The organism is Pedobacter sp. MR2016-24 (genome assembly GCF_026239655.1).
Lineage (GTDB): Bacteria > Bacteroidota > Bacteroidia > Sphingobacteriales > Sphingobacteriaceae > Pedobacter.
Genome location: NZ_JAPIVO010000002.1, coordinates 597,388 through 619,819 on the forward strand (window position 1 = coordinate 597,388; position 22,432 = coordinate 619,819).

At 43.0% G+C, this 22,432-nt stretch carries 20 protein-coding genes and 1 tRNA gene; 12 read left to right on the top strand and 9 right to left on the bottom strand.

All coding sequences use genetic code 11. From position 1 onward, the window contains the following. The 4 genes from rfaE2 to OQX62_RS06770 are packed head-to-tail and all read right to left on the bottom strand — an operon-like array spanning nt 1 to nt 3,762. A complete protein-coding gene (gene rfaE2 / locus OQX62_RS06755; RefSeq protein ID WP_265830671.1) occupies nt 1-492 on the bottom strand; it encodes a D-glycero-beta-D-manno-heptose 1-phosphate adenylyltransferase in 492 nt (163 codons plus the stop codon). A 9-nt stretch (nt 493-501) separates the two neighbouring features. Next, nucleotides 502-1,056 carry a D-sedoheptulose 7-phosphate isomerase gene (locus OQX62_RS06760; protein ID WP_265830672.1) on the bottom strand — a complete coding sequence of 185 codons (555 nt, stop codon included), beginning with the start codon at nt 1,054-1,056 and terminating at the stop codon, nt 502-504. A 5-nt stretch (nt 1,057-1,061) separates the two neighbouring features. Then, nucleotides 1,062-2,039 carry a D-glycero-beta-D-manno-heptose-7-phosphate kinase gene (gene rfaE1 / locus OQX62_RS06765; protein WP_265830673.1) on the bottom strand — a complete coding sequence of 326 codons (978 nt, stop codon included), beginning with the start codon at nt 2,037-2,039 and terminating at the stop codon, nt 1,062-1,064. Nucleotides 2,040-2,076: 37 nt separating this feature from the next. Continuing rightward, the gene (locus tag OQX62_RS06770) at nt 2,077-3,762 is read right to left on the bottom strand and encodes a DNA polymerase/3'-5' exonuclease PolX (protein WP_265830674.1); all 1,686 of its coding nucleotides are present in this window, start codon (nt 3,760-3,762) and stop codon (nt 2,077-2,079) included. A 75-nt stretch (nt 3,763-3,837) separates the two neighbouring features. On the opposite strand from OQX62_RS06770, the gene OQX62_RS06775 reads away from it, so the two are divergent. Further along, nucleotides 3,838-4,500, top strand: a complete 663-nt coding sequence (locus tag OQX62_RS06775) for a hypothetical protein (protein WP_265830675.1) — start codon at nt 3,838-3,840, stop codon at nt 4,498-4,500. 29 nt (nt 4,501-4,529) lie between these two features. On the opposite strand, the gene sppA is transcribed toward OQX62_RS06775, so the two are convergent. Then, a complete protein-coding gene (gene sppA, locus OQX62_RS06780) occupies nt 4,530-6,299 on the bottom strand; it encodes a signal peptide peptidase SppA (RefSeq protein ID WP_265830676.1) in 1,770 nt (589 codons plus the stop codon). 53 nt (nt 6,300-6,352) lie between these two features. Here sppA and folK point away from each other — a divergent pair, with 53 nt between their 5' ends. Both folK and OQX62_RS06790 read left to right on the top strand, forming a co-directional pair. Then, nucleotides 6,353-6,850: a 2-amino-4-hydroxy-6-hydroxymethyldihydropteridine diphosphokinase gene (folK, locus tag OQX62_RS06785; protein ID WP_265830677.1), complete on the top strand. Its 498-nt coding sequence runs from the start codon at nt 6,353-6,355 to the stop codon at nt 6,848-6,850. 19 nt (nt 6,851-6,869) lie between these two features. After that, a complete protein-coding gene (locus OQX62_RS06790) occupies nt 6,870-7,247 on the top strand; it encodes an Hpt domain-containing protein (protein ID WP_265830678.1) in 378 nt (125 codons plus the stop codon). Between the two features lie 12 nt (nt 7,248-7,259). On the opposite strand, the gene pssA is transcribed toward OQX62_RS06790, so the two are convergent. Further along, entirely contained in the window at nt 7,260-7,949 is a 690-nt protein-coding gene (pssA, locus tag OQX62_RS06795) for a CDP-diacylglycerol--serine O-phosphatidyltransferase (RefSeq protein WP_265830679.1), read from the bottom strand. A gap of 6 nt (nt 7,950-7,955) precedes the next feature. Continuing rightward, entirely contained in the window at nt 7,956-9,677 is a 1,722-nt protein-coding gene (gene rho, locus OQX62_RS06800; RefSeq protein WP_265830680.1) for a transcription termination factor Rho, read from the bottom strand. A 270-nt stretch (nt 9,678-9,947) separates the two neighbouring features. Between rho and pyrF the strand changes: the two genes are divergently transcribed. The 7 genes from pyrF (at nt 9,948) to OQX62_RS06835 (ending at nt 16,626) form a co-directional block, all read left to right on the top strand. Beyond that, a complete protein-coding gene (gene pyrF, locus OQX62_RS06805; RefSeq protein ID WP_265830681.1) occupies nt 9,948-10,778 on the top strand; it encodes an orotidine-5'-phosphate decarboxylase in 831 nt (276 codons plus the stop codon). A gap of 56 nt (nt 10,779-10,834) precedes the next feature. Beyond that, nucleotides 10,835-12,115, top strand: coding sequence for a DUF2851 family protein (locus OQX62_RS06810; protein WP_265830682.1), 1,281 nt, complete (start codon nt 10,835-10,837; stop codon nt 12,113-12,115). Nucleotides 12,116-12,117: 2 nt separating this feature from the next. Continuing rightward, nucleotides 12,118-12,339 carry a PspC domain-containing protein gene (locus OQX62_RS06815; RefSeq protein ID WP_265830683.1) on the top strand — a complete coding sequence of 74 codons (222 nt, stop codon included), beginning with the start codon at nt 12,118-12,120 and terminating at the stop codon, nt 12,337-12,339. A 104-nt stretch (nt 12,340-12,443) separates the two neighbouring features. Next, on the top strand, nt 12,444-15,059 hold the full coding sequence (locus OQX62_RS06820) for an FtsK/SpoIIIE family DNA translocase (RefSeq protein ID WP_265830684.1): 2,616 nt from the start codon (nt 12,444-12,446) through the stop codon (nt 15,057-15,059). A 16-nt stretch (nt 15,060-15,075) separates the two neighbouring features. Next, complete coding sequence (locus OQX62_RS06825; RefSeq protein WP_322973700.1) at nt 15,076-15,729, top strand: outer membrane lipoprotein carrier protein LolA; 654 nt, start codon at nt 15,076-15,078, stop codon at nt 15,727-15,729. Further along, the gene (locus OQX62_RS06830) at nt 15,726-16,487 is read left to right on the top strand and encodes an MBL fold metallo-hydrolase (protein WP_265830686.1); all 762 of its coding nucleotides are present in this window, start codon (nt 15,726-15,728) and stop codon (nt 16,485-16,487) included. Before OQX62_RS06825 ends, OQX62_RS06830 begins: the two co-directional genes overlap by 4 nt. Before the next feature lie 55 nt (nt 16,488-16,542). After that, nucleotides 16,543-16,626 (top strand) — tRNA-Leu (locus OQX62_RS06835). 66 nt (nt 16,627-16,692) lie between these two features. On the opposite strand, the gene OQX62_RS06840 is transcribed toward OQX62_RS06835, so the two are convergent. Next, on the bottom strand, nt 16,693-16,950 hold the full coding sequence (locus tag OQX62_RS06840) for a hypothetical protein (protein ID WP_265830687.1): 258 nt from the start codon (nt 16,948-16,950) through the stop codon (nt 16,693-16,695). Nucleotides 16,951-17,287: 337 nt separating this feature from the next. Between OQX62_RS06840 and OQX62_RS06845 the strand changes: the two genes are divergently transcribed. After that, nucleotides 17,288-17,545, top strand: coding sequence for a hypothetical protein (locus OQX62_RS06845; protein ID WP_265830688.1), 258 nt, complete (start codon nt 17,288-17,290; stop codon nt 17,543-17,545). Nucleotides 17,546-17,570: 25 nt separating this feature from the next. Here OQX62_RS06845 and OQX62_RS06850 read toward each other — a convergent pair whose 3' ends face one another. Then, a complete protein-coding gene (locus OQX62_RS06850) occupies nt 17,571-18,302 on the bottom strand; it encodes an ADP-ribosyltransferase (protein WP_265830689.1) in 732 nt (243 codons plus the stop codon). 377 nt (nt 18,303-18,679) lie between these two features. Between OQX62_RS06850 and OQX62_RS06855 the strand changes: the two genes are divergently transcribed. Then, on the top strand, nt 18,680-22,432 hold the full coding sequence (locus OQX62_RS06855) for a hypothetical protein (RefSeq protein ID WP_265830690.1): 3,753 nt from the start codon (nt 18,680-18,682) through the stop codon (nt 22,430-22,432).

A 22,432-nucleotide genomic window follows, 5' to 3' on the forward strand; every position in this document is an offset into this window, starting at 1 on the left:
TCAGGACTTTTTTATTTTCTCAATAATCGCAGTAGAAGAATAACCCGGCAGGAAGCTGAGCACTTCTACTTTACCGCCATTGGCGATCGTCTCTTTCGCACCCACAATGCTGTCAGTGGTATAATCACCGCCCTTTACCAGCACGTCTGGCAAGATAGTTTTGATCAGTTCCAGAGGGGTATCCTCATTGAATAAAACCACTGCATCAATGAAATACATGGCACCCAGCAGGGCAGAACGTGTGATTTCATCATTGACTGGTCGCTCAGGCCCTTTTAGTCGCTGCACTGAATCATCGCTGTTCAATCCCAGGATCAGCACGTCACCCAGACTTGCGGCTTCGGTGAGGTAGGCGACATGCCCTGCATGCAGCAGGTCAAAACAACCATTGGTAAAAACGATTTTTTTGCCCGTTCCTTTCCAGTGGTTTACTAAAGGTTTTAATTCTTCGCGGGAGACTATTTTCTGACTTAATGCGTGTTTGCTGTTCATATCGAATGCTTAAAATAGAAGATCTACGGCCTTACAGAACATATGGCCAATTAAAATATGCATTTCCTGGATTCTTGCGGTAGTTTCATCAGGGATAATAATATTCAGGTCGCACAAGTGATTCATTTCCCCTCCATCTCTGCCCGAGAGCCCCAGGGTTTTGCAACCCAGTTCTCTCGCCGTATGTAAAGCCTGAACAATATTCGGACTGTTACCGCTCGTTGAAATCGCAATGAATAAATCGCCCGGACCAGCAAAAGCAGCCAGCTGCCGCGCAAAAACGCGCTCAAAACCATAATCATTGCTGATTGCGGTCATGGCCGATGTATCTACCGTTAATGCAATTGCAGGCAGTGCTTTACGGTCTTTCACATATCTTCCTGTCAGTTCTGCTGCAATATGCTGTGCATCTGCCGCACTGCCGCCGTTACCCGCCAGCAGGATTTTTCCACCAGCGGTGATGATATCTGTAACCAGTTTACAGCCGCTTTCAATATCAGGGATAAGGGAGTTGATCACCCTTTCCATTACTTGTTTATGGTGGTTAAGTTCTTCTGAAACCATAGGTGTTAATTTTTTAGCGCGGATATAATTTCTTCAATAGTAGTAGTTGCGCTTCCAATATGTTTGATCACTATGGAAGCGGCATAATTCGCAATCGTACAGGCTTCCTCTATGGTAAAACCTGAAGCGATACAGTAAGATAAGGTAGCAATCACGGTATCACCTGCACCGGTCACATCATATACTTCCGTGGCCACTACAGGAAGTATCCTGCAGCTGTCGGGCGTAATGATAGCGATACCACCTTCAGAAAGCGTGACAATCAGGTAGTCCGTGCCCGTAAAATTGAAAATTACCGATGCGGCTTTCTCCAGTTCATCCTGACTATGTATTTTTTCCGTTTTTGCAGCCTCGGCCAGTTCCTTACGGTTAGGCTTGATGATAAATGCGCCTTTGTATTTGCTATAGTCCAGTCCTTTAGGATCCACAATTACCCTTTTGCCCAGCGCATTGCAGCTGTCGATAATTCTCAGGGAAAGGCCCGGGGTCAGCAGTCCTTTATTGTAATCCGAAAGGATCACGATATCGCTCGAGGCGATGCAGTTTTGCAGGGAGTCGAAAAATACATTTTCCAGTTCCGCAGCAATGTCATGTGTATCTTCCTGATCTATCCTTACAATCTGGTGGTTGCCAGCAATCACCCGCGTTTTAACTGTAGTAGTGCGCGAATCATCTTTCAGGATCAGCTCTGTATCAATATTCTTGGTGGCCAGGATAGCTTTGATTTCTTCCCCAAAACTATCATTTCCGGTAATTCCTGCCAGGGAAACCTTTGCCCCCAGATCAATCAGGTTACTGGCTACATTGGCAGCACCACCGATAATCTTATTTTCTTTTTTAACATTTACTATAGGCACAGGTGCTTCCGGCGAAAGGCGGGTAGCGCTGCCAAATATATAATGGTCCAGCATCAAATCACCTATAACCAGTATATTCGGTCGGGAGTGGGTATAATGTGCATCGTGTAATTTCTGTGCAAGCATGCTGACGTATTAATTTTCAAATATAGGTATTACAATACTATCCCTGAGGTTTAACTGAGTTGAAATAAGTGCTGATCTCTGATAGTGTAAATGCATTCAGGCATTGTTTTGTTTCAAGACCGCCTTTTCTTCCTATATAAACGCCATAATGCATATCTCTGAAACCTTCCATGCGGTGTGCATCCGGATTAACGGCTAAGAGTACGCCCTTTTCGAGTGCGTAGCGGTGCCATCTCCAGTCCAGATCCAGACGAAGCGGATTGGCATTGATCTCTATCACTACCTGATTTGCCGCACAGGCATCAATCACTTTGGCGTAATCAATAGGATAGCCTTTTCTGCTGAGCAGGAGGCGACCTGTCGGGTGACCAAGAATGGTGGTATAAGGATTTTCAATGGCTTTGATTAACCTGGCCGTCGCTTTTTCCTCGTCCATTCTCAAATTGCTGTGTACAGAGGCGACTACAAAATCGAAGGTTTTCAGGATCTCATCACTATAATCCAGCGATCCGTCATTAAGGATATCACTTTCAATGCCTTTAAATATTTTGAATGGTGCCAGTTTTATATTCAGGGCATCTATTTCCTGGTGCTGCGCATAAATCCGCTGTTCATTTAGTCCGTTGGCATAAAAGGCAGATTTGGAGTGATCGCACATGCCCAGGTATTCCAGTTGCAGCTCGTCTTTACAGTATAGCGCCATCTGCTCCAGCGTATGTACCCCGTCGCTCCAGGTAGAGTGGTTATGCAGACTTCCTTTCAGGTCCTGGTAAGTAATCAGTTTCGGTAACGTATTCGTTTTGCTGAGTTCAATTTCATTCAGTCCTTCTCTCAGTTCCGGTTCGATATAAGTCAGTCCGGCCTGCTGATAGATCGATTGTTCATCCGCAAAAGGACCCTCACCCGCAAGTTTCAGGACCTCTTCCACATGGACAGTGTTACCCGTTAATTTAAACAGGTTCAGGTAAAAATCTACTGCCGGATACAGGTGTAATTGTATTTTAAGGCCAAAAGGACTCTGTGCAATAAACAGGTTTTCGTCTTTCTGTTCAAATTGAAGCGCAGTGAAAGTAGCCATTTGTTGGGTTACAATAGCCATGTCATTCACACCCGCCACAAAATCCAGCTGTTCAATGATTTCACAATAACGACGGTAATCACCCGCCACTGTTAACTGCGCTGCAGGATCGATATTGCTTAACCATAACAGTAATTCTGCGGATAAAGTATTTGCCAGCAATTCCGACTGCGAATACAGGAATTTCCCTTGCGCAGCCATCTTAAACTCAATTACCTTTTTAATTTCCTCCTGCGTTTTCAGTCCGAATCCTTTTGCTTCTATCAGGCGGTTTTCATTACAGGCGTAATACAGTTCTCCGATATGCTCTATGCCGAGATCCTTCCAGATCACTACTATTTTCTTTGGACCTATACCTTTGATGCCCAGCATTTCTACAATGCCTTCAGGCGTTTCCGCAAGTATATTTTCTAAATCTGCCATGGATCCCGTTTGCAGGAGTTCCCATACTTTGGCCGACATGCTCTTGCCTAATCCCTCAATTTTCTCAATCTCTTCAAAGGTTTTCGTATAAATGGCATAGGGAAGTTTATCCACCTTAAAAGCTGCATTGGCTACAGATTTAATTTTAAAAGGATTCTCCTTATGCAGTTCCATCAACTGAGAAAGGAGGCGCAGGCTACGGGCTATGGTCTTGTTTTCCATTGAGGGCAAAAATAAATAAAAAGATGGGTTATTCCCTATATATGTATTCTGGCATAGTTTTTTCGATATGCGGGTATGAAGATACTCAATTATGCAGGGGCGATGCTACTCGGATTAGCTACGGCATGTAACTCATCCACAGAGAAAAGTGCTCATAAAGACAGTGTAAACACGCAAACAGAACCGGTTAAGGATTCCACTGCGGCAGATCCGCTGGAAGATACCACCATGCGGGCCGATGAACTGGCTGAGCAGGAAGAATATGCTTTGATTGTTCCCGGAAAGAGAATTGGCAAGATTTCTTTGGGACAGGACATGAAAGAGGTTTTTGATTTGCTGGGTACTCCTGATGATGGTGATGCGGCCATGGGTAGTGCGGTAGGGGTGTGGATCAAAAGTTCCATGACGATTTATTCGCATTACCGGGACAGTACGATGGTGGTGAAAGCCGTGAAGCAGGTCTCGGTGGCTTCTGATACTTATTTTACCGCAGGAAAAATTGCGACAGGAATGAGCCTGGCTAAAGTTAAAGCTGCATATCCTGCTTTAAAAGAATCGGCCACCTATGTGAACCTGAAAAATAACAGTAAACTGCAGGTATTTGATGATCTTGAAGGCGGAATAGCCTTTGATATACAGGATGGCAAATGCACGATGATTACCGTTCATCCAAAAGGAAAACCCGTAAATGCGGCCTATCTTGATTTGCATCCGGGCTGGAAAAGAGTAGAGCAATAGTCGACGACCATTGCTCTATTCCTTGATAATTATTGTGTCTTAATCTCAAATGGCATACGTGCCTGTATACCGGCATTTGTAATTGCTTTTTTCATTTGCTGATACAGCAGGAAGTTTTCACCAAATTCTTTCTTTGCATAATATACCCTTACGTTATCCGTAGCGTCTTCCAGCAGGGATTTGATCGGATCTATTTTCTGCGGATATTCAACCAGCTTATAATCTGATAACTTAGCCTTTTTGCCCGCTGCAACAATTGCATCGTTGAAGCTGCCGATCCTGTCTGCCAGGCCTATTTTAACCGCATCAGTACCGATCCACACATGTCCGCCGCCAATGGAATCAATATAAGCCTTAGATTTCTTACGGCCATCAGCCACGCGGGTAATAAAGCTGTCATACACATGATTCACATCCGTCTGGATAATTAATCTTTCACCCGCAGTCAGCGGACGATTGACGCTCATGATATCCGCATACTGGCCTGTTTTTACGCCATCGAAAGTCAGTCCCAGTTTATTGGTCAGCAAATTCTGAAAATTAGGAATAATCCCAAAAACACCAATTGAACCCGTGATCGTATTCGGCTGCACAAAAATAGAGTCGGCCGCACAACCAATATAATATCCGCCCGAAGCCGCAACATCACCAAAAGAAGCAATCACCGGTTTTACCTTTCTGCTCAGTACAATTTCTCTCCAGATCACATCAGATGCCAGTGCACTGCCACCACCAGAATTTACGCGCAGTACAATCGCTTTCACCTTATCATCCATTCTCGCTTTTCTGATCGCCCTTGAAATACGCTCAGAACCTATCGATTCATCCGTACCTTCGCCGCCGGTAATATCTCCGTTAGCAAAGATCACCGCGATTCTGTTTTTGCTGTCGCTATTTTCCGGTTCCTGGTTTGCTGCATATTCATTAATCGTTACCGTAGTCAGGTTTTCTTTTTTACCCTTTCCGCTCCATTTTTTCAATTCATCCAGCACTTCATCCTTATACTTCAGACCATCTACCATTTTATGCGTTACTGCGTCCTGCGGCGACTGAATTTTGTATTCATTCGCAAACATGAATAAACTATCTTTTGATATTTTTCTGGAATCCGCAATACCTTCCAGGAAAGTATTATATAAACCACCCACATAAGCAGTTACCTGCTGGCGGTTATAATCGCTCATTTTCTCATTGATAAAAGGCTCTACTGCACTTTTATAATTACCTACCCTGATGATCTGTGCTTCCACACCAATTTTCTCCATCGCACCCTTAAAGAAGGTCAGCTGAGAACTGAAGCCCTTAAATTCCAGCGCACCCTGCGGGTTCAGGTAAACTTTATCCGCTACTGAAGCCAGATAATACGCTTCCTGCGTATACACCTCGCTATAGGCAAGTATTTTCTTTCTACTCTTTTTGAAGTCAATCAGTGCATCCCTGATTTCCTTTAACGTAGCCTTACCTGCATCAGGAGAGCTTACATTCAGGTAGATACAATCAATATTGTCGTCTGTTTTAGCCCTTTTCAGCGCCAGGATCAGGTCGTAAAAGCCGATACTCTTACCGCCACCAGAACCGATAATCGGCAGGTTGTCAAACCTTTTGTTCGGTGTACGCTCTTTGATACTCTGATCAAGATTGAGATACAGGACGGTATTGCTCGCTACATCTACCTTTTTATCATCATCAATGGCCGAGACGGCAGCGACGATGATGACGAAGAATAAGATAACAATAAGGACGGTAGAAATGATAATTCCTACAACTGTGGCAAAAACATATTTGAAAAATTCTTTCATGTGGATGTTTACTATTTAGATTTGTAAATATATTAATAAGAATCAGGCTTTATATGCAGTTGGACAGCAAAGTGGTGTATTTGTTACTTGGAAGTAACTTAGGGGACAGAAGGGGCCTTATAGACGAAGCAGTAATTAAGATAGGAGAGCAGATCGGGACCGTAGTGGCGCGTTCTGCAAATTATGAAACTGCTGCCTGGGGGAAAGAAGATCAGCCCTCCTTCCTGAACGTCGCACTTGCGGTATCCACCAGGTTATCTGCCCTGGCTGTACTCGAAGAGGCACTCGCCATAGAAATGGAGCTGGGCAGAATCAGGCTCGAGAAGTGGGGAGCGCGCTTAATTGATATAGACCTGATCTTATTCGGCGATGAAATCATTGACGAAGGAGCCAAACTACAGGTGCCTCATCCTGAAATGCAGCACAGGAAGTTTGTGCTGGAACCACTTGCAGAGATTGCTGCCGGTGTTTTTCACCCGGTGCTGGGACAGACCGTTGGCGAATTGCTGCACAGTCTGACCGATAATTTAACTGTATCTAAAATATTATAATTTTATTAGTTTTGTTGAGATGATTAACACAGAAAAAAATAACAGTCCGCTTGATCTTTCTTATCTGAGCGATATGTCTGGTGACAGTGCTGAATTTATGATTGAGATGATTGATATGTTTAAGGTGCAGACCCCTTTATATGTTACTGATCTGGAACAGGCCATTCTTGCGGAAGACTGGGCTAAAACTTCCGGCTTTGCACATAAAATCAAACCGACCTTCTCCTATGTGGGCAGGGAAGATGCAAGGGCACTTTTGCAGCAGATCGAAAACAATGCGAAAGAGTTGAAAGATCTGGAAGCAATGCCTGCAGCATTAAAAGAGCTCAATGATTTTGTGCTGGTATTGTACAGACAACTTGACGAGGCAAAAGTAGAATTGGAAAAAAAACTGTAGCTGTTCGGCCGGTTAATCTTCAAAACTTTTGCCCCGGAAGTGTAAGAGTGACGCACTGATGTATAAGATCAGTACAAATGGGATAGCGGTAAATTTCAGGAAAGCAATCAGTAAAGCTGATACGATCAGGAAGATGAATTTAATTTTATTCTGAGCCCAGTCGCGCGACCCGAATTTTAACGAGAAGATCCTGATTTCGCTGACCAGCAACAGGCTCATAATCACTGTAACAGCGATCAGCAGCATAGAAGAGTTAATCAGTCCCGGATAATCCTTTTGAATAAAAGGCAGCGATACGATAAACAAAGTATTCATCGGTGTATTTAAACCGATGAAATCTTCCGTTTGTCTTGTGTCTATATTGAATTTGGCTAGTCGCAGTGCCGAAAATACCGTAATTAAAAATCCCAAGTAGGGAATGTAAGGCGATGAGAAATCACTGCTCGCAGTCAGCAGCTGATACATCACTGCTCCCGGTAAAAAGCCAAAGCTGACCATGTCTGCCAGTGAATCCAGTTCCTTTCCGATATCAGATTTTACATGCAGGAGGCGGGCGACAAAACCATCAAAGAAGTCGAATATTCCCGAAACCAGTACTGCATAAGCAGCAAGGTTTAAGTCGCCTTTAAATGCAAAAACTACACCAATACAGCCCGAAAGCAGGTTGGCGCAAGTTAATGCATTAGGAATGTGTTTTTTCATCGCAGACTAGCTGTTCATTGAAATTAAGAACTCTTCGTTTGTTTTCGTATTTCTTATTTGTGCCTGAACAAACTCCATAGCCTCCTGTGCATTCATATCCGCAAGGTGGTTACGTAAGATCCATACACGCTGTAAAGTATCTCTGTCATGTAACAGGTCATCTCTACGTGTACTTGATGCCGTGATATCGATAGCAGGGAAGATACGTTTGTTAGACAATTTACGGTCTAACTGCAGCTCCATGTTACCCGTACCTTTAAATTCTTCGAAGATTACCTCGTCCATTTTCGAACCGGTATCTGTCAGTGCCGTAGCCAGGATCGTCAGTGAACCACCCTTTTCGATGTTACGTGCCGCTCCGAAGAAACGTTTAGGTTTATGTAATGCATTTGCATCCACACCACCCGATAAGATTTTACCAGAAGCAGGAGCAGTGGTATTGTAAGCGCGTGCCAGACGGGTGATAGAGTCTAACAGAATCACTACATCATGACCACATTCTACCAGGCGTTTTGCTTTTTCCAGTACGATATTCGCGATTTTTACGTGACGTTCTGCAGGCTCATCAAATGTAGATGCAATTACTTCCGCACGTACACTTCTCGCCATATCTGTTACCTCTTCCGGACGCTCATCAATCAATAAGATGATCAGGTAAACTTCAGGGTGGTTTTTAGCGATTGCGTTAGCTACTTCTTTCAGTAAATTCGTTTTACCCGTTTTAGGCTGTGCAACGATCAGACCACGCTGTCCTTTACCAATTGGCGTAAACAGGTCGATGATCCGTGTAGAGTAGTTATTGGTTTCTGTAAACAGGTTTAATCTTTCTGTAGGGAAAAGTGGCGTCAGGTAATCAAACGGCACCCTGTCTCTCACATCAGCAGGCAATCTGCCATTGATGGTTTCTACTCTTACCAGAGGGAAATATTTTTCGCCCTCTTTCGGCGGACGGATACTTCCTTTTACCGTATCACCAGTTTTTAAGCCAAATAATTTGATTTGTGACTGTGAAACGTAAATATCATCCGGAGAAGAAAGGTAGTTATAATCAGCAGATCTCAGGAAGCCATAACCATCGGGCATGATTTCCAGGACACCTTCGTTGGTGATGGTATTGTCAAAATCCAGGTTGGAGTAGCTGTTCTCGTTCTGTTTATTGTTGTTGTTATTATTTCCGTTGTTGTTATTGTTTTTTGGTCTGTTGTCTTCCCTTACCGGTTTTGGCTTTCTGACTTCGCCGTTTCCTGTATTGGGTTGCGCAACAAAACCCGCTTTATCTGCAACCGGTGCTGCATTTTCTTTCACCTGTTCAGCTGCCGGAGCTTCAGCTTCCGCTTGGTCAGGCTGTTGTTCATTTTGAACTGTTTGCTCTGGTGCATCAAAAAGAGATGCCCTGTTGAAATTGGTCGGCGCAGTATTGCCCGTATTGTTTGCCGCTGCTTCAGCTTCATCCTTAGAGATACGCGCTCTCTTTGGTTTGTCGCCCGCACTGCTTTTAGCTGCTTTTGGTTTCGTTACTTTTACCGGACTTTGTTTGGCTTCTTTTACCGGAGCATCATCCTGAGCTGCAGGGGCAGCTTCCGACAGAGCTTGTTGTTCGCTGATCTGGTGAATAACTTCTACCAATTCTGCTTTGCGCAAATCATCAGCATTTAGGATACCTTGAGATTTAGCTAACTCACGCAGTTCTGCAGTGAGTTTTTCATTTAATTCTGTTTTGTTAAACATTATGTAGTTGTAGAGAATTTTTATAAAAAGTGTTTACCAATGGATCAAAGCAAAAAATGCAATCATTAATTTAGAAAAATAGAACAAATTTTGTGAGATTTTCTGGAATGATCAGATAAACTTTAGAGAATTATGTTGCAATTGTATGTATTTGTTATTTAATCTCCAAGGGAATTTGAAAATATAATAAAAAAATTACGCACAATGTGCAAAACTCAGTCCTCATAATTATAGCAAAATTTGGCATATTTGCGCACAATCTTAGCTACAATGAATAAAAAGCAACTATTTGAACAGATCAAAAGAAAAAAATCATTTCTGTGTGTGGGACTGGATCCGGTACTGGAAAATATTCCTGAACACCTGCTTTCGCATGAAGATCCTGTGTTTGAGTTTAACAGACAGCTGATTGATGCTACTGCAGATCTGTGTGTAGCCTATAAACCCAATACTGCATTTTACGAATCCCGCGGATTGAAAGGCTGGGAGAGTTTGCTGAAAACATGGAAACACATTCCTGAAGATATATTTACCATTGCCGATGCAAAAAGAGGAGATATCGGGAATACCTCAGCCATGTATGCCGATGCCTTTTTTAATGAAGCGCAATCCGGGATGAGCTTTGATTCCGTTACCGTTGCGCCTTATATGGGAAAGGATTCGGTCAGTCCATTTTTAACACATGAGGGCAAATGGGTGATTTTACTTGCACTCACTTCAAATGCTGGTCACCAGGATTTTCAGTTACAGGAAACCAAAGGCGGCAGGTTATATGAAGAAGTGATCCGGGTTTCTTCCACCTGGGGAAACAGCGAAAATATGATGTACGTGGTAGGCGCTACCCGGGCAGATGAGTTTGCCAATATCAGGAAACTGGCTCCTGAACATTTTTTACTGGTACCGGGAGTTGGTGCGCAGGGCGGAAGTTTAGCTGAAGTGTGTAAATTCGGATTGAATGATACCTGCGGATTACTGGTTAATTCTGCAAGGGGAATCATTTATGCCAGTAAAGGCGAAGATTTTGCCGAGCAAGCAAGAGCAGAAGCGTTGAAGTTACAGCAGGAGATGCAGGAAATACTGGAAAAAGCAGAGCTGATCTAGTCATTTCCATTTTAAACTTTTTATTGAATTGAGATTTGATCGCGTTAAATTAGCCGATGCTATTTAACGAGGATTTTTTACACTATATATGGCAGTTCAGGCTGCTGAACAAGCTGGCGCTTCACTGTACAAACGGTGAGGCGCTTTTTGTGCTTCACCCGGGTAAAGCCAATACCAATGCGGGACCGGATTTTAGTTTTGCGCGGTTGAGAATGGGCGACTGTACCTGGGTTGGCAATGTGGAGATCCACTTCAGGTCGTCCGACTGGCTCCTGCATCAGCATCACCTGGATCCGGCTTATGATACGGTGATCCTTCATGCCGTTTATGAAGATGATATGGCGATCTACCGGACGGACGGGACGCTAATTCCTGTATTGGTGATGAAAGATTTGCTGCCGGAAGATAAACTGACCAGCTTTCAGGCGTTCCAGGAGCAGGGCTACTTTTTTCCCTGCTCGCAGCAGATCGGAGCGGTCGACCCCCATACGATTCAAACCATGCTCGACCCTATGCTTATGGAAAGGCTTGAGGAAAAAGCCTTTTCCGTAGCTGAAAAGACCGCTTTTAACAAACACCACTGGAATGAAACCTTTTATTACCTGCTGCTGCGGAATTTTGGATTTAAAGTCAATGCCGTTCCTTTCGAATTACTGGCAGATGTACTGCCCAGTTCGCTGCTGATCAGGTACAGGGATAATCCATTGCAGGTTGCTGCCTTATTGTTCGGTCAGGCCGGTTTCCTCGAAAATGATTTTGCAGACCCATACCCTTTACAATTAAAAGCAGAGTTCCGCTTCCTGCAAAAGAAACATGAGTTACAGCCATTGTCATCATCCGTATGGCAATTCTTAAGAATGCGGCCGCAGAATTTTCCTACCCGCAGGCTGGCACAGCTCGTTGCGCTGCTGGTCGGGCGACATCATTTTTTATCCCAGCTGCTGGAAACAAAAACATTGAAGGAGGTAAAGGCTATTTTCAGTTCAGTTGAGGTCGACCCTTACTGGAAAACCCATTATCATTTTGATAAAGAGGTTAAAGAAACCACCGTGCAATTCGGGGAGAAATCCATAGAAAACCTGATCATTAATGCGGTTTGTTTATCCTTATACAGCTACGGCAAAACTTTTAAAAAGCCGGACCTGATGCAGTATGCGGTCATTCTTTTGAAAGAAATCCCTGCAGAGCACAATTCTATCGTAGATAAATACGTTAAGAATGGTCTGAGCGTAAAAAGTGCTTATTTTTCGCAGGCGGTACTACAATTAAATAAAAGCTATTGTAATCAGAAAAAATGCTTAAATTGTCTTATCGGAATTAAAATTTTAAATAAATAGACATGTTCCAGCGTATTGTAACCTTTTTCGAAAAGCAGAGTTTTGGGGTTTGCACTTACATCGCAGAGCGGTTTAATATGTCGATTTCCAAGATCAGGCTTTTTTTTATTTACTCTTCCTTTCTTGCAGTAGGCTTTCCTATTGTGTTTTATGTGATGGCTGCGCTGGTACTCGATGTGCGTCATTATATCAAGCGCATCAGGTTGCGGATCTGGGATATGTAAGGTGCTAAGGTGATATTTAACATATATTCCTTTGTTAAATCAGAATAACATAACACATACAACTATATATTTTATATTTGTTGTTTATTAAGAGCGTAATTAAAATGTCGTTAAGGGGAAACCAATTTAAATCTAATTCATTCAAAAACGAATACGGTGGGAAACCGGCTTCAAAGGCATCATTCAAAGAGCCAAAGGAAAGATTTGAAAGGATGCCTACATTCCACTTTCAGGATGCGCGGGTGCTTAAAATTACAGGCTTGTTTTTCCTGGTGCTGGCCATCTATTTCCTTGTTGCCTTCACTTCTTATTTATTCACCTGGCAGGAAGATTACAGTTATGTAATTGATGCCAATGGGGGCTGGAGCAATCTTTTCAAAACTGTAGAAGAATTACAGCAACATAATATTCCTGTCATTGTGCAGAACTGGCTCGGTAAATTCGGAGCCTTGTTGTCGCATCAGTTTATCTATGAATGGTTTGGCGTTGCGTCTTTTTTATTCGTTTTTGTCTTCTTTGTGATCGGTTACCGCCTGTTGTTTAAGGTCAAAATCCTCGCATTGGAAAAAACATTGGGCTACAGTTTATTTTTCCTGCTGTTCGGCTCACTAGGTTTCGGCTTTATGCATTCCTTTTTTATCGATTCTCCACATTACCTCGAGGGAGAAATTGGTTACTGGACCAACAGACTGCTCGTAGCACAGATCGGTAATGCCGGTGTGGGTGGTTTGCTTACCTTTTTAGCCTTGTCGATTTTAATTATTGCCTACAATATAGATTTCAAATTCCCCGAGCGCAGTAAACCCGCGCCCGGCGTACAGCTTGACCTTGAAGATGAAATTGCCACCGTTTCCGGAAATGTACAACACAGACCGCAAACCGTAGTACCTGAAAGGGAAGAAGAGCAGGAAGAAGTAAATCCTACGCGTGTGGAGTTTACGGTGAACGACCGATTGGCGAGCCGTAAAAAGGAGCAAAACATAGTGCTGACGCCAAGCCGTTTTGAAGAGAAAGAAGAAGAGGAGGAGATCATACCAGTAAGGCCTCCGGTGGAGAACCTGATGAATGCACCGATTATTCTCTCACCAGTAGTAGAACCTATTGCTGAGCTGGTTTTTGAAGATGTTACTCCTGTTGCACCTGCACATCAGCTGGTCATTGAAAAAACAGAAGAGGAAAAGAAATCTGAAGACCTCGTAGAGCAATTCGGTAATTACGATCCTACGCTCGATTTATCCAGCTATCAGTATCCGCACCTGGAATTACTCGAAAACTACGGCTCTAACAAAATCTCTGTCAATGCAGAAGAATTAGAAGCCAATAAAAATAAGATTGTTCAGACCCTGAACCATTATAATATAGAGATTGATAAGATCAAAGCGACCATTGGTCCCACAGTAACCTTATACGAAATCATCCCTGCACCCGGTGTAAGGATTTCCAAGATTAAAAACCTCGAGGATGATATTGCATTGAGTTTAGCGGCATTGGGTATTCGTATTATAGCCCCGATGCCTGGTAAAGGTACGATCGGTATCGAGGTGCCGAATATGCATCCGGAAATGGTTTCTATGCGCAGTATTCTGGCTACCGAGAAGTTCCAGAAAACCGACTACGATCTGCCTATAGCCCTGGGTAAAACTATTTCCAACGAGGTCTATATAGCAGATTTAGCTAAAATGCCCCATTTACTCGTTGCCGGTGCAACTGGTCAGGGTAAATCTGTAGGTATCAATGCCATCCTGGTATCCTTACTTTATAAAAAACATCCTTCCCAGCTTAAATTTGTACTGGTCGATCCTAAAAAGGTGGAGCTTACCCTTTTCAATAAGATAGAACGCCATTTCCTGGCCAAACTTCCAGGAGAAGCAGATGCGATTATCACTGATACCAAAAAAGTAATCAATACCCTGAACTCACTTTGTATTGAGATGGATCAGCGTTATGATTTACTGAAAGATGCACAGGTGAGGAACCTGAAAGAATACAACGAGAAGTTTATCAAGCGTAAATTAAATCCGAACAACTCACACCGTTTCCTGCCTTATATCGTACTGGTAGTAGATGAGTTTGCCGATTTGATGATGACAGCTGGTAAGGAAGTGGAAACACCAATTGCCCGTTTAGCTCAGCTGGCTCGTGCGGTAGGGATACATTTGGTGCTTGCTACGCAGCGTCCTTCTGTAAACATCATTACCGGTACAATCAAGGCCAATTTCCCGGCACGTTTAGCCTTCAGGGTATTGTCTAAAATTGATTCACGAACTATCCTCGATAGCGGCGGTGCAGATCAGCTGATTGGTCGCGGGGATATGCTTTTATCCACCGGTAATGACCTGATCAGGCTACAGTGTGCATTCGTAGACACGCCGGAAGTTGACCGTATTTCTGAATTTATCGGTAACCAGCGCGGGTATGCGGAGGCTTATCAACTTCCTGAATACCTGGATGAAGCGGCAGAGTCGGCCAAGGCAGATTTTGATCCGTCCGACAGGGACAGTATGTTTGAAGATGCTGCACGATTGATCGTTATGCATCAGCAAGGCTCAACCTCACTCATCCAGCGTAAGCTGAAACTGGGATATAACAGGGCAGGAAGAATTATCGATCAGCTGGAAGCTGCAGGGGTGGTAGGACCATTCGAAGGCAGCAAGGCAAGAGAAGTATTACTGCCCGATGATTATGCTTTGGAACAATTCTTGGACAACCTCAAGAAATAAAGCTAATATTACACACATGATGAAGAAGATCCTATTATCACTACTGGTTTTAACCGGCGTGAGTTATACCATATATGCGCAGACAGACGAGAAAGCAAAAGTTATTTTAGCTGAAGTCAGTAAAAAATACCGTTCCTATACCACGGTGAAAACAGACTTTACCTTTACGCTTGATAATAAACAATCGAAAGTAAAAGAAACGCAGCAGGGAACTTTGTATGTGAAAGCAAGTGCAAATAAATATAAAGTAACCATGACCGATCAGGATGTGATCAGCGATGGCAAAAGTCAGTGGACCTATTTGAAAAAAGACAAAGAGGTACAGGTTTCAAATGTAGACAACAGCAGTGAATCATTGAACCCGGCCCAGATATTTACCATTTATGAAAAAGGCTTTAAATATCTGTATACCGGCGAAACCAAAGCAGGAGCAAAGACCTATCAAATGATAGATCTGTCTCCGACAGATACCAATAAATCATTTTTCAAGATCAGGCTGAGTATTGACAAAGTAGCGAAACGCATTGCCAGTGTGCTCATCTTTGATAAAAATGGCAACAGGTATACCTATACCATCAAAACATTTGTACCGAACGTTAAAGTTCCTGAAACGACCTTTACTTTTGATGCTAAGAAATATCCGGGAGTAGAGGTAGTAGATTTACGATGAAGATAACATTTCTGGGTACAGGGACTTCGCAGGGAATACCAGTCATCAGCTGCGGTTGTGCAGTCTGTCATTCTGACGATTTTCGTGATAACCGGTTAAGGACTTCAATTTTAATGGAAACAGGGGATTGCACGATCGTTATTGATAGCGGTCCGGATTTCAGGTACCAGATGCTGCGTGCGCGCGTTCATGATCTGGATGCGATTATCTATACCCACGAGCATAAGGATCATATAGCGGGGCTGGATGACATCAGGCCATACAATTACCTGCAGCATAAAGATATTGAAGTATACGCCACGGTAAGGGTTCAGGAAGCACTTGAAAAGGAGTTCTCTTATATCTTTGCCGCTAAGAAATACCCTGGGATACCCCAGATCAATATCCATACGATTACCGATCAGAACTTTTTTATAGGTGAGACAGAGATTATCCCTTTGGATATTATGCACTATAAACTGCCTATCCTGGGTTTCCGGATAAATGATTTTACTTATATTACTGATGCCAAAACTGTACCTCAGCATACGATTGATAAGATCAGGGGGACAAAAGTATTGGTCATCAATGCTTTGCAGATAGAAGAGCATATTTCGCATTTTACCCTTGAGGAAGCGATTGCTTTTGCAGAATTAATAGGCGCGGAGACTACTTATTTTACCCATATCAGTCATAATTTAGGTAAACATGCTGATGTAGAGGCAGTACTGCCTGCAAACATCAGGCTGGCTTATGACGGGATGATAATTAATGTCTAGTATTTTAAAATATCTCTTTATTATAAACTGAATAAATATATATTTGCACCCAGATACCCGGGTGGCGAAATTGGTAGACGCGCCAGCTTGAGGGGCTGGTGCTGGCAACGGCGTGGCAGTTCGAATCTGCTCTCGGGTACTAACCATATTCATGTTAATTTTTTAAAGGGTTGCTTATTAAAAAGCAACCCTTTCTTATTGACTTTCAGTAAGGTATGATGGAATTTCTGTCCAAATATTTTGTTCTAAATGAACCCTGACGCCATACCAGACTATCTTTGAACAAACCTCTAATTAAAGTGTGCTTCTGAGTAACGCTTCCCTTCTCATACAATAGAAAAAGATTCTCCAGACGTGGCAACAAACGTTCAAATATATCCTTATCAGATTTTATTCTTGGTTTCTCATCTCCAGTCAATACCGCATCGATCAGACGTTTCTCATGCTGTAGCTTTTGAACCATGTCTGATAAGTCGAATTTTCGATTTCGTCATTTAATAAGCGCTCTTCCAGCTTATAGATTTTTTCGTTGATTTGGTTTAGTTCCTTAAGCTTTTGGGCATGTCTCTCATTTTTCATTCTAATGATGATTATGAGAAGTATAAGGCCAACTTATTAAGATGGGCCTTGAAGTCGATTGTACGACTTTAGTTAAAAGTTACCGCTGCAATTCTAGTGTTTGCAACTTTATCTTCGAGAAGATGGGGATTTTGATCGAATCCCATGGAGACCAGTCTTTTTTTGTTGGGGGTGATAGATGATCCAGGGAAAGTGGATGAGCTTTTGCTAATCCTAAGGTCGTGAAATTGCTTTTTCAGGAACAGTGGAAATACGATTGTTTTTCCAGAAATTGGGTAGAATGGAAAGGTGAAGACCGTTACCAAGATGTCTGTGTAGTGATCAATGATAAAACCTGGAAGAACTTTAAGAAATCGGATTTGAAATCGCTATCTCCTCAGAACAAAAATAAGTTATATGTAGCCTGTTCCAGGGCAAGGGGGAATTTATATTTTGTGGAGGGTGGATTATATAAAAAATTTAAACTCCTCACTAGATAAGTATGACCATTAGTGTGAAATTTTATCAGTCGAACATCCCAGGCTCCTCGTCGGAACAAGGGGCATTGCAATCATAGCTGATCTCCACATAGTTGTATGCAAAAGTCGCTGGAGATAGGGTTTCTTGCATATAGATATACAATTTGCCATTTTTTTCTTCTTGCCTATTGATTTGAAAATGAGTATCTTTTAAAAACAGCACCTCTCGCTCTTTTGCAAAGTTGGTAATCCGTGAAATGTCTTTTGCCTTACTATTTTCAGGCAAGGTGTTTATAACATAAATTACCTTTTCGTCTTCCCAATCATCTTTTGAAGTAGATAAATTAAAAGATATACTCATCACCTGACCGAATTTTCCGTTAAAATAAGTTTGGTAATCGCCGATAACTGGGTGGTGGGTTTCCATACGGTAAACCGTTCGCTGACCAAAGCTGGGAAGGCGCTGAAGGGCGAGATGTAGGCGCTGCTCAAAGTCTTTAACTAATACGGTCTGGTCAATAGTTTTATTTTTGAGATTGGGGTGAACAACCCTGCTCATGTTTCCTGAATAATTAGTTATACAGTCTGCATCCGCTAGATTGACTAAGCCATTTTTGACGTCGTCAAGATTAGCGTGATGAGCAACGTTTTTCAGGTAATCAAGTTTTAGTTCCGCATAATTTCTCAAAAAAAAATGGTCGTCTTCGTGCATTTTGGGCTTGGTATTCATTGGACTCATGTGATTTTTTTTGCAAAGTAAAATTTTTCCTATTTTCATTACCAAATTGAATTTTCTTTCTGAATATGCTTAGCATGAAAAAAAATCTTTTCGATAATCTTCACGGGGGGCTTATGCAGTATGGGGTTATTCTAAAAGTGGTTACTCAAAATATTTTTTTAAATATCCGATTTTGCCGTAACAAGAATAAGATTGAAAGTTGATTATCTCAATTTGTTGTATATTAGACATTTGCCATGAATTTCAAATATAGCTTGTGCACTTCAAATTCTTTCTTAAAAAAAATCCTAATGTTGTGATTCAATGTGGAAATCATTTTAGATTTATTTTTTTCGAAATGACTAAGTTTGGATTTAACCAAAAATACCTGAAACGTTAGATTTTGATTCAGGTGTATAAATCTTTTAGACTGAATCATGCGCTGGATTACCGCTTTACACCTTACTCAACTTGCTGCGCAAAGGCGTTGCGAGGAGCTTCTGCCGGAAATTATCAGAAAGCTGATTGTATCTTCCTGCGAAGATTTCCCCAAATTGGATCTACCAGTAGGAGACAGTGTTTCCAAGCCGGGTTGGGATGGAGCCTGTATGGTTTCCAAAGCAGGCCCAATGGTTCCGAAAGGGAAGTCCCTTTGGGAAATGGGAAGGAATAAAAATTATGCTAAGAAATTTCAGGAAGATTTTGATAAGCGGGACAACACGACCAAATCGGAGGTAAAAAGGCGTTCTACCTTTGTTTTTGTAACTCCATGGAAGTGGAGCCGGCCAGACAAGGAAGACTTTCTAGCGGAAGTTAAAAATAAATCTGTGTGGAAGGATGTGCTTATCTATGATGCAGACAGTATTGAACTTTGGCTGGAGCGGTGTCCTGCCGTGGCCATCTGGCTTGCTCGCGAATTGGAACTGTTTACCGCCGAGGTGATTAGTGTCCATGCATACTGGAAAGACTTTGTCAGGTTAAGAGATCATGTTTTTGATAAAGAACTGGTCTTATCAGGGCGCGATCAGCAACAGGTTCAGGTGAAGGCATTTTTTGATGGGCAACCCGATTATATTGAGCTACAGGCTTCTTCAAAGGCAGAAGGCGCTATTTTTACGATTGCCAGCATGCTAAAAGCTAAAACGCCTGAAGAAGAGTCCTTTCTATCAAAAGCAGTGATCGTGGAGGATAAACGGTCGCTGAAACAGGTACTATCCTTGCACAAGGGGCTTTACATTATTTTTTTGGATGCTGAGTCAGAAGTGGACTTTTCGGGATCCATAAACGGTAATCATGTGCTCTCGATCGTTAATTTCATGTTCCGTTTGGGCAATTCGGGTATTTCGCTTCCGGTTCCAAGATTGAGTGCTTTTTCACAAGGAATTGAAAAGCTCGGATATTCCCACCAGGAAACTTATGTGCTTGCCGCAAAGTGCGGAAGGAGCATTACCGTACTCCGTCGCATGCTAACGGATAGAGCTGGTCGGACGAGCTGGTCACTGGCTAATTCAGTTGTCGAGCTTTTGCCCTTGTTTTTTGTGCAGCGACTTGATGATGAATTTACCGGGGATAGAGAGGTTATCGGAAAGCTGTTTCTTGGGGGGTATGAGCAGTATAAAGTAGTAATGAAGCGATGGAGTCTGCTGGAAGATAGGCCGGTTTCACAGACAATGAACCATTGGCAGATTGTCTCCGCCTACGATTTGCTTTTTGTACTGGGCAAATATATTACCGAGGAGGACCTTGAACTTTTTGCTTCGGTTGTAAAGGAAGTTACCCAGGAAATCAATCCGGCGCTGGAACTGGAACGTAAACAGCGTTTCGCTGCGGCTTTATATGATAAGAAAAGCAGATATTCTTCTCGGCTTCAAAAAGGGATGATGGAAACCCTTGCGCTGATTGCCGTCAATGGCAAAGAAGCGGGCATACACACTTCCTTTGAGCTTGCTGGCTGGGCCGATCGGGTGGTAGGTGAGCTGTTGGAAAGTCCTGAGCTTGAATACTGGCAGACCATAGAAAGCAGGATTGATCTGCTGGCAGAGGCTTCGCCGACTGCCTTTTTGAAGGCGGTGGAAGCTATGGTCAAAAATCACCCAGAGCGGGTCACCGAACTCTTTAACGACAGTGATTTTGACTTTTTCTCCCCGATCTATTTTACCCATATTTTATATGCTCTGGAGTCCATTGCCTGGGATCCGCGTTTCTTGGGCAGGGTGAGTTTGTTAATAGCGGACCTGTGTAGGTTGGACAAGGGGAAGGCAACTTCTAATCGGGCATTTGCCAGCTTAAAAGCGGTATTTTTATGGTGGATGCCCCAGACCTATGCGAGCATTGAACAGCGCAAACAGGTGCTTAAGACGCTGATGGCCAAGAAGCCTGAACTTGCTATGCGTTTATTGAAGCATTTGAGCCCCCATGTCAGCAATATCGGACATTTTAGCCGCAAACCGATCTGGAGGCTGCGGGATGAGTTCGAACAGCGGGTAAAAAATGCTGCTTACTTAGAAGGCCTCGATTTTACCTGTATTGCTTTGATTGAACTTGCGGGCACAGATCCCATACGTTGGAAGACAGTGCTGAAACTGGCTGATGACTACACCGGGGGTATGCGCACCAGGATATTGGATGCGGGGCTTTTGGTAGACTTTGATGCTGAAGGTAAGGAGGAATTGCGTAGATCACTCAAGGAAATGATTGGTATGCACTCCAAATCTACAGGAAGAACCGCATGGAACCTGAACAAATCTGATCTTCAAAAATTAACGCTCATCTATGAAGGGCTGATCATCAATGATGTGGAGCGGTATGGATGGTATTTTGATGTAGAAGCGCTGGAAAGCAGGCGGACTACTAAAATGAGCTACGATAAGATTGCTGAACTTTCTCGCAAAAAGCGAAAAGAAGCAATCAAACTGATGTTGGCCTCTGCCGGTCTCGATGAAATACTGAAAATGGCCAGAGGTGCGAAGTACCCTTATTATGTAGGGATCGCCCTCGCGGGAATAGAGGGATTAGATGAAAATCTGGTCTTTGCCAATCTGAAAGAGGGTGCAAACTTGGAAAGTGTGTTCAAAGGTTATGTTATGGAATCTCACCAACACTTCGGGCTTGCTTGGGTGACCGACCGGATCGCAAAGTATCAACGGTTTTATCCGGCTGAACTATTGGTACATTTTTATCTTTCGATAGAAGCCAGTGTCGAACTCTGGTCGCATTTGGATCAAGGTACTAAGCAAATGAAAGACCTGTATTGGACGAAGGTCAATCGAAAGTACCATCCATGGTTCCATAAAGATCATCACGAATCTTTCGTGGCTTATTTGTCTAAATATGGCCGGTTCGCAACCGCGATCAACAGTATCCATGATGTGGGCAGGGTAAGTCCTCCACTGCTGACCGAGGTTATGCAGGGTTATATGTCCAAGAGGAACACCGATGACGGGGTAAAGATTCATTCTGGTTCCTACATTTTTGGTAAGATCATGGAAAGGCTGATCGAAAGCGAAACTGATAGACAGGTGCTTGCCGGATTGCAATGGCAATATTTTCAGGCACTGGTTCAGGAAAACAATCCCAAACTGATAGCAGTGCTCTATGAAGAACTCAACAACAGCCCTGGCCAATTTGCCCAACTGGTCTATTTTAAGTGGAAACCTGACGAGGGTGATTTTGAGGAGGATTTTGGTAAGGCGGGAAGTGACAGTGTTATGGGCATAGGACAAAATGCCAATGAGGTCCTTGAGAAGTGGCAAAGACTTCCAGGTATGGAAGAGGATGGAAGTTGTGACTTTGAAGTCCTAAAGAATTACTTTACACGGGCATTAATTTGCTGTGAGGAAAAGAATAGACGCAAGCGAGGGATGTATGAACTTGGAGAACGGTTGGGCAGGGGAAAGTTTGCGAGCTTAGAATGGCCACATCCCCAAGTTTGTGAGATCATCGATTCTTATGATAATGAGGAATTATCCAGAGGTTTTTATTTCGGGTATTCCAATCGAGGAGGCATTAAAGTGACCAGCGGAGGTTACAATAGGGAATTGGCGGCAAAGAAAATCTCATATCTACGACAGACTGCTGAGCGCATATGCCTAGATTTTCCATTAACCGCAAAAGTGGTTAATGAACTTGCCGATTCCAAGGCGTCTTGGGATGCCTATGAGGCTAAGCGAGCTGCACAGGATGATGATTAA

What these genes read in the sequence shown, in the direction of transcription:
- rfaE2 (WP_265830671.1), bottom strand. Translation starts at nt 492, where the DNA reads ATGAACAGCAAACACGCATTAAGTCAGAAAATAGTCTCCCGCGAAGAA.
- OQX62_RS06760 (WP_265830672.1), bottom strand. Translation starts at nt 1,056, where the DNA reads ATGGTTTCAGAAGAACTTAACCACCATAAACAAGTAATGGAAAGGGTG.
- rfaE1 (WP_265830673.1), bottom strand. Translation starts at nt 2,039, where the DNA reads ATGCTTGCACAGAAATTACACGATGCACATTATACCCACTCCCGACCG.
- OQX62_RS06770 (WP_265830674.1), bottom strand. Translation starts at nt 3,762, where the DNA reads ATGGAAAACAAGACCATAGCCCGTAGCCTGCGCCTCCTTTCTCAGTTG.
- OQX62_RS06775 (WP_265830675.1), top strand. Translation starts at nt 3,838, where the DNA reads ATGAAGATACTCAATTATGCAGGGGCGATGCTACTCGGATTAGCTACG.
- sppA (WP_265830676.1), bottom strand. Translation starts at nt 6,299, where the DNA reads ATGAAAGAATTTTTCAAATATGTTTTTGCCACAGTTGTAGGAATTATC.
- folK (WP_265830677.1), top strand. Translation starts at nt 6,353, where the DNA reads ATGCAGTTGGACAGCAAAGTGGTGTATTTGTTACTTGGAAGTAACTTA.
- OQX62_RS06790 (WP_265830678.1), top strand. Translation starts at nt 6,870, where the DNA reads ATGATTAACACAGAAAAAAATAACAGTCCGCTTGATCTTTCTTATCTG.
- pssA (WP_265830679.1), bottom strand. Translation starts at nt 7,949, where the DNA reads ATGAAAAAACACATTCCTAATGCATTAACTTGCGCCAACCTGCTTTCG.
- rho (WP_265830680.1), bottom strand. Translation starts at nt 9,677, where the DNA reads ATGTTTAACAAAACAGAATTAAATGAAAAACTCACTGCAGAACTGCGT.
- pyrF (WP_265830681.1), top strand. Translation starts at nt 9,948, where the DNA reads ATGAATAAAAAGCAACTATTTGAACAGATCAAAAGAAAAAAATCATTT.
- OQX62_RS06810 (WP_265830682.1), top strand. Translation starts at nt 10,835, where the DNA reads ATGCTATTTAACGAGGATTTTTTACACTATATATGGCAGTTCAGGCTG.
- OQX62_RS06815 (WP_265830683.1), top strand. Translation starts at nt 12,118, where the DNA reads ATGTTCCAGCGTATTGTAACCTTTTTCGAAAAGCAGAGTTTTGGGGTT.
- OQX62_RS06820 (WP_265830684.1), top strand. Translation starts at nt 12,444, where the DNA reads ATGTCGTTAAGGGGAAACCAATTTAAATCTAATTCATTCAAAAACGAA.
- OQX62_RS06825 (WP_322973700.1), top strand. Translation starts at nt 15,076, where the DNA reads ATGATGAAGAAGATCCTATTATCACTACTGGTTTTAACCGGCGTGAGT.
- OQX62_RS06830 (WP_265830686.1), top strand. Translation starts at nt 15,726, where the DNA reads ATGAAGATAACATTTCTGGGTACAGGGACTTCGCAGGGAATACCAGTC.
- OQX62_RS06840 (WP_265830687.1), bottom strand. Translation starts at nt 16,950, where the DNA reads ATGGTTCAAAAGCTACAGCATGAGAAACGTCTGATCGATGCGGTATTG.
- OQX62_RS06850 (WP_265830689.1), bottom strand. Translation starts at nt 18,302, where the DNA reads ATGAAAATAGGAAAAATTTTACTTTGCAAAAAAAATCACATGAGTCCA.
- OQX62_RS06855 (WP_265830690.1), top strand. Translation starts at nt 18,680, where the DNA reads ATGCGCTGGATTACCGCTTTACACCTTACTCAACTTGCTGCGCAAAGG.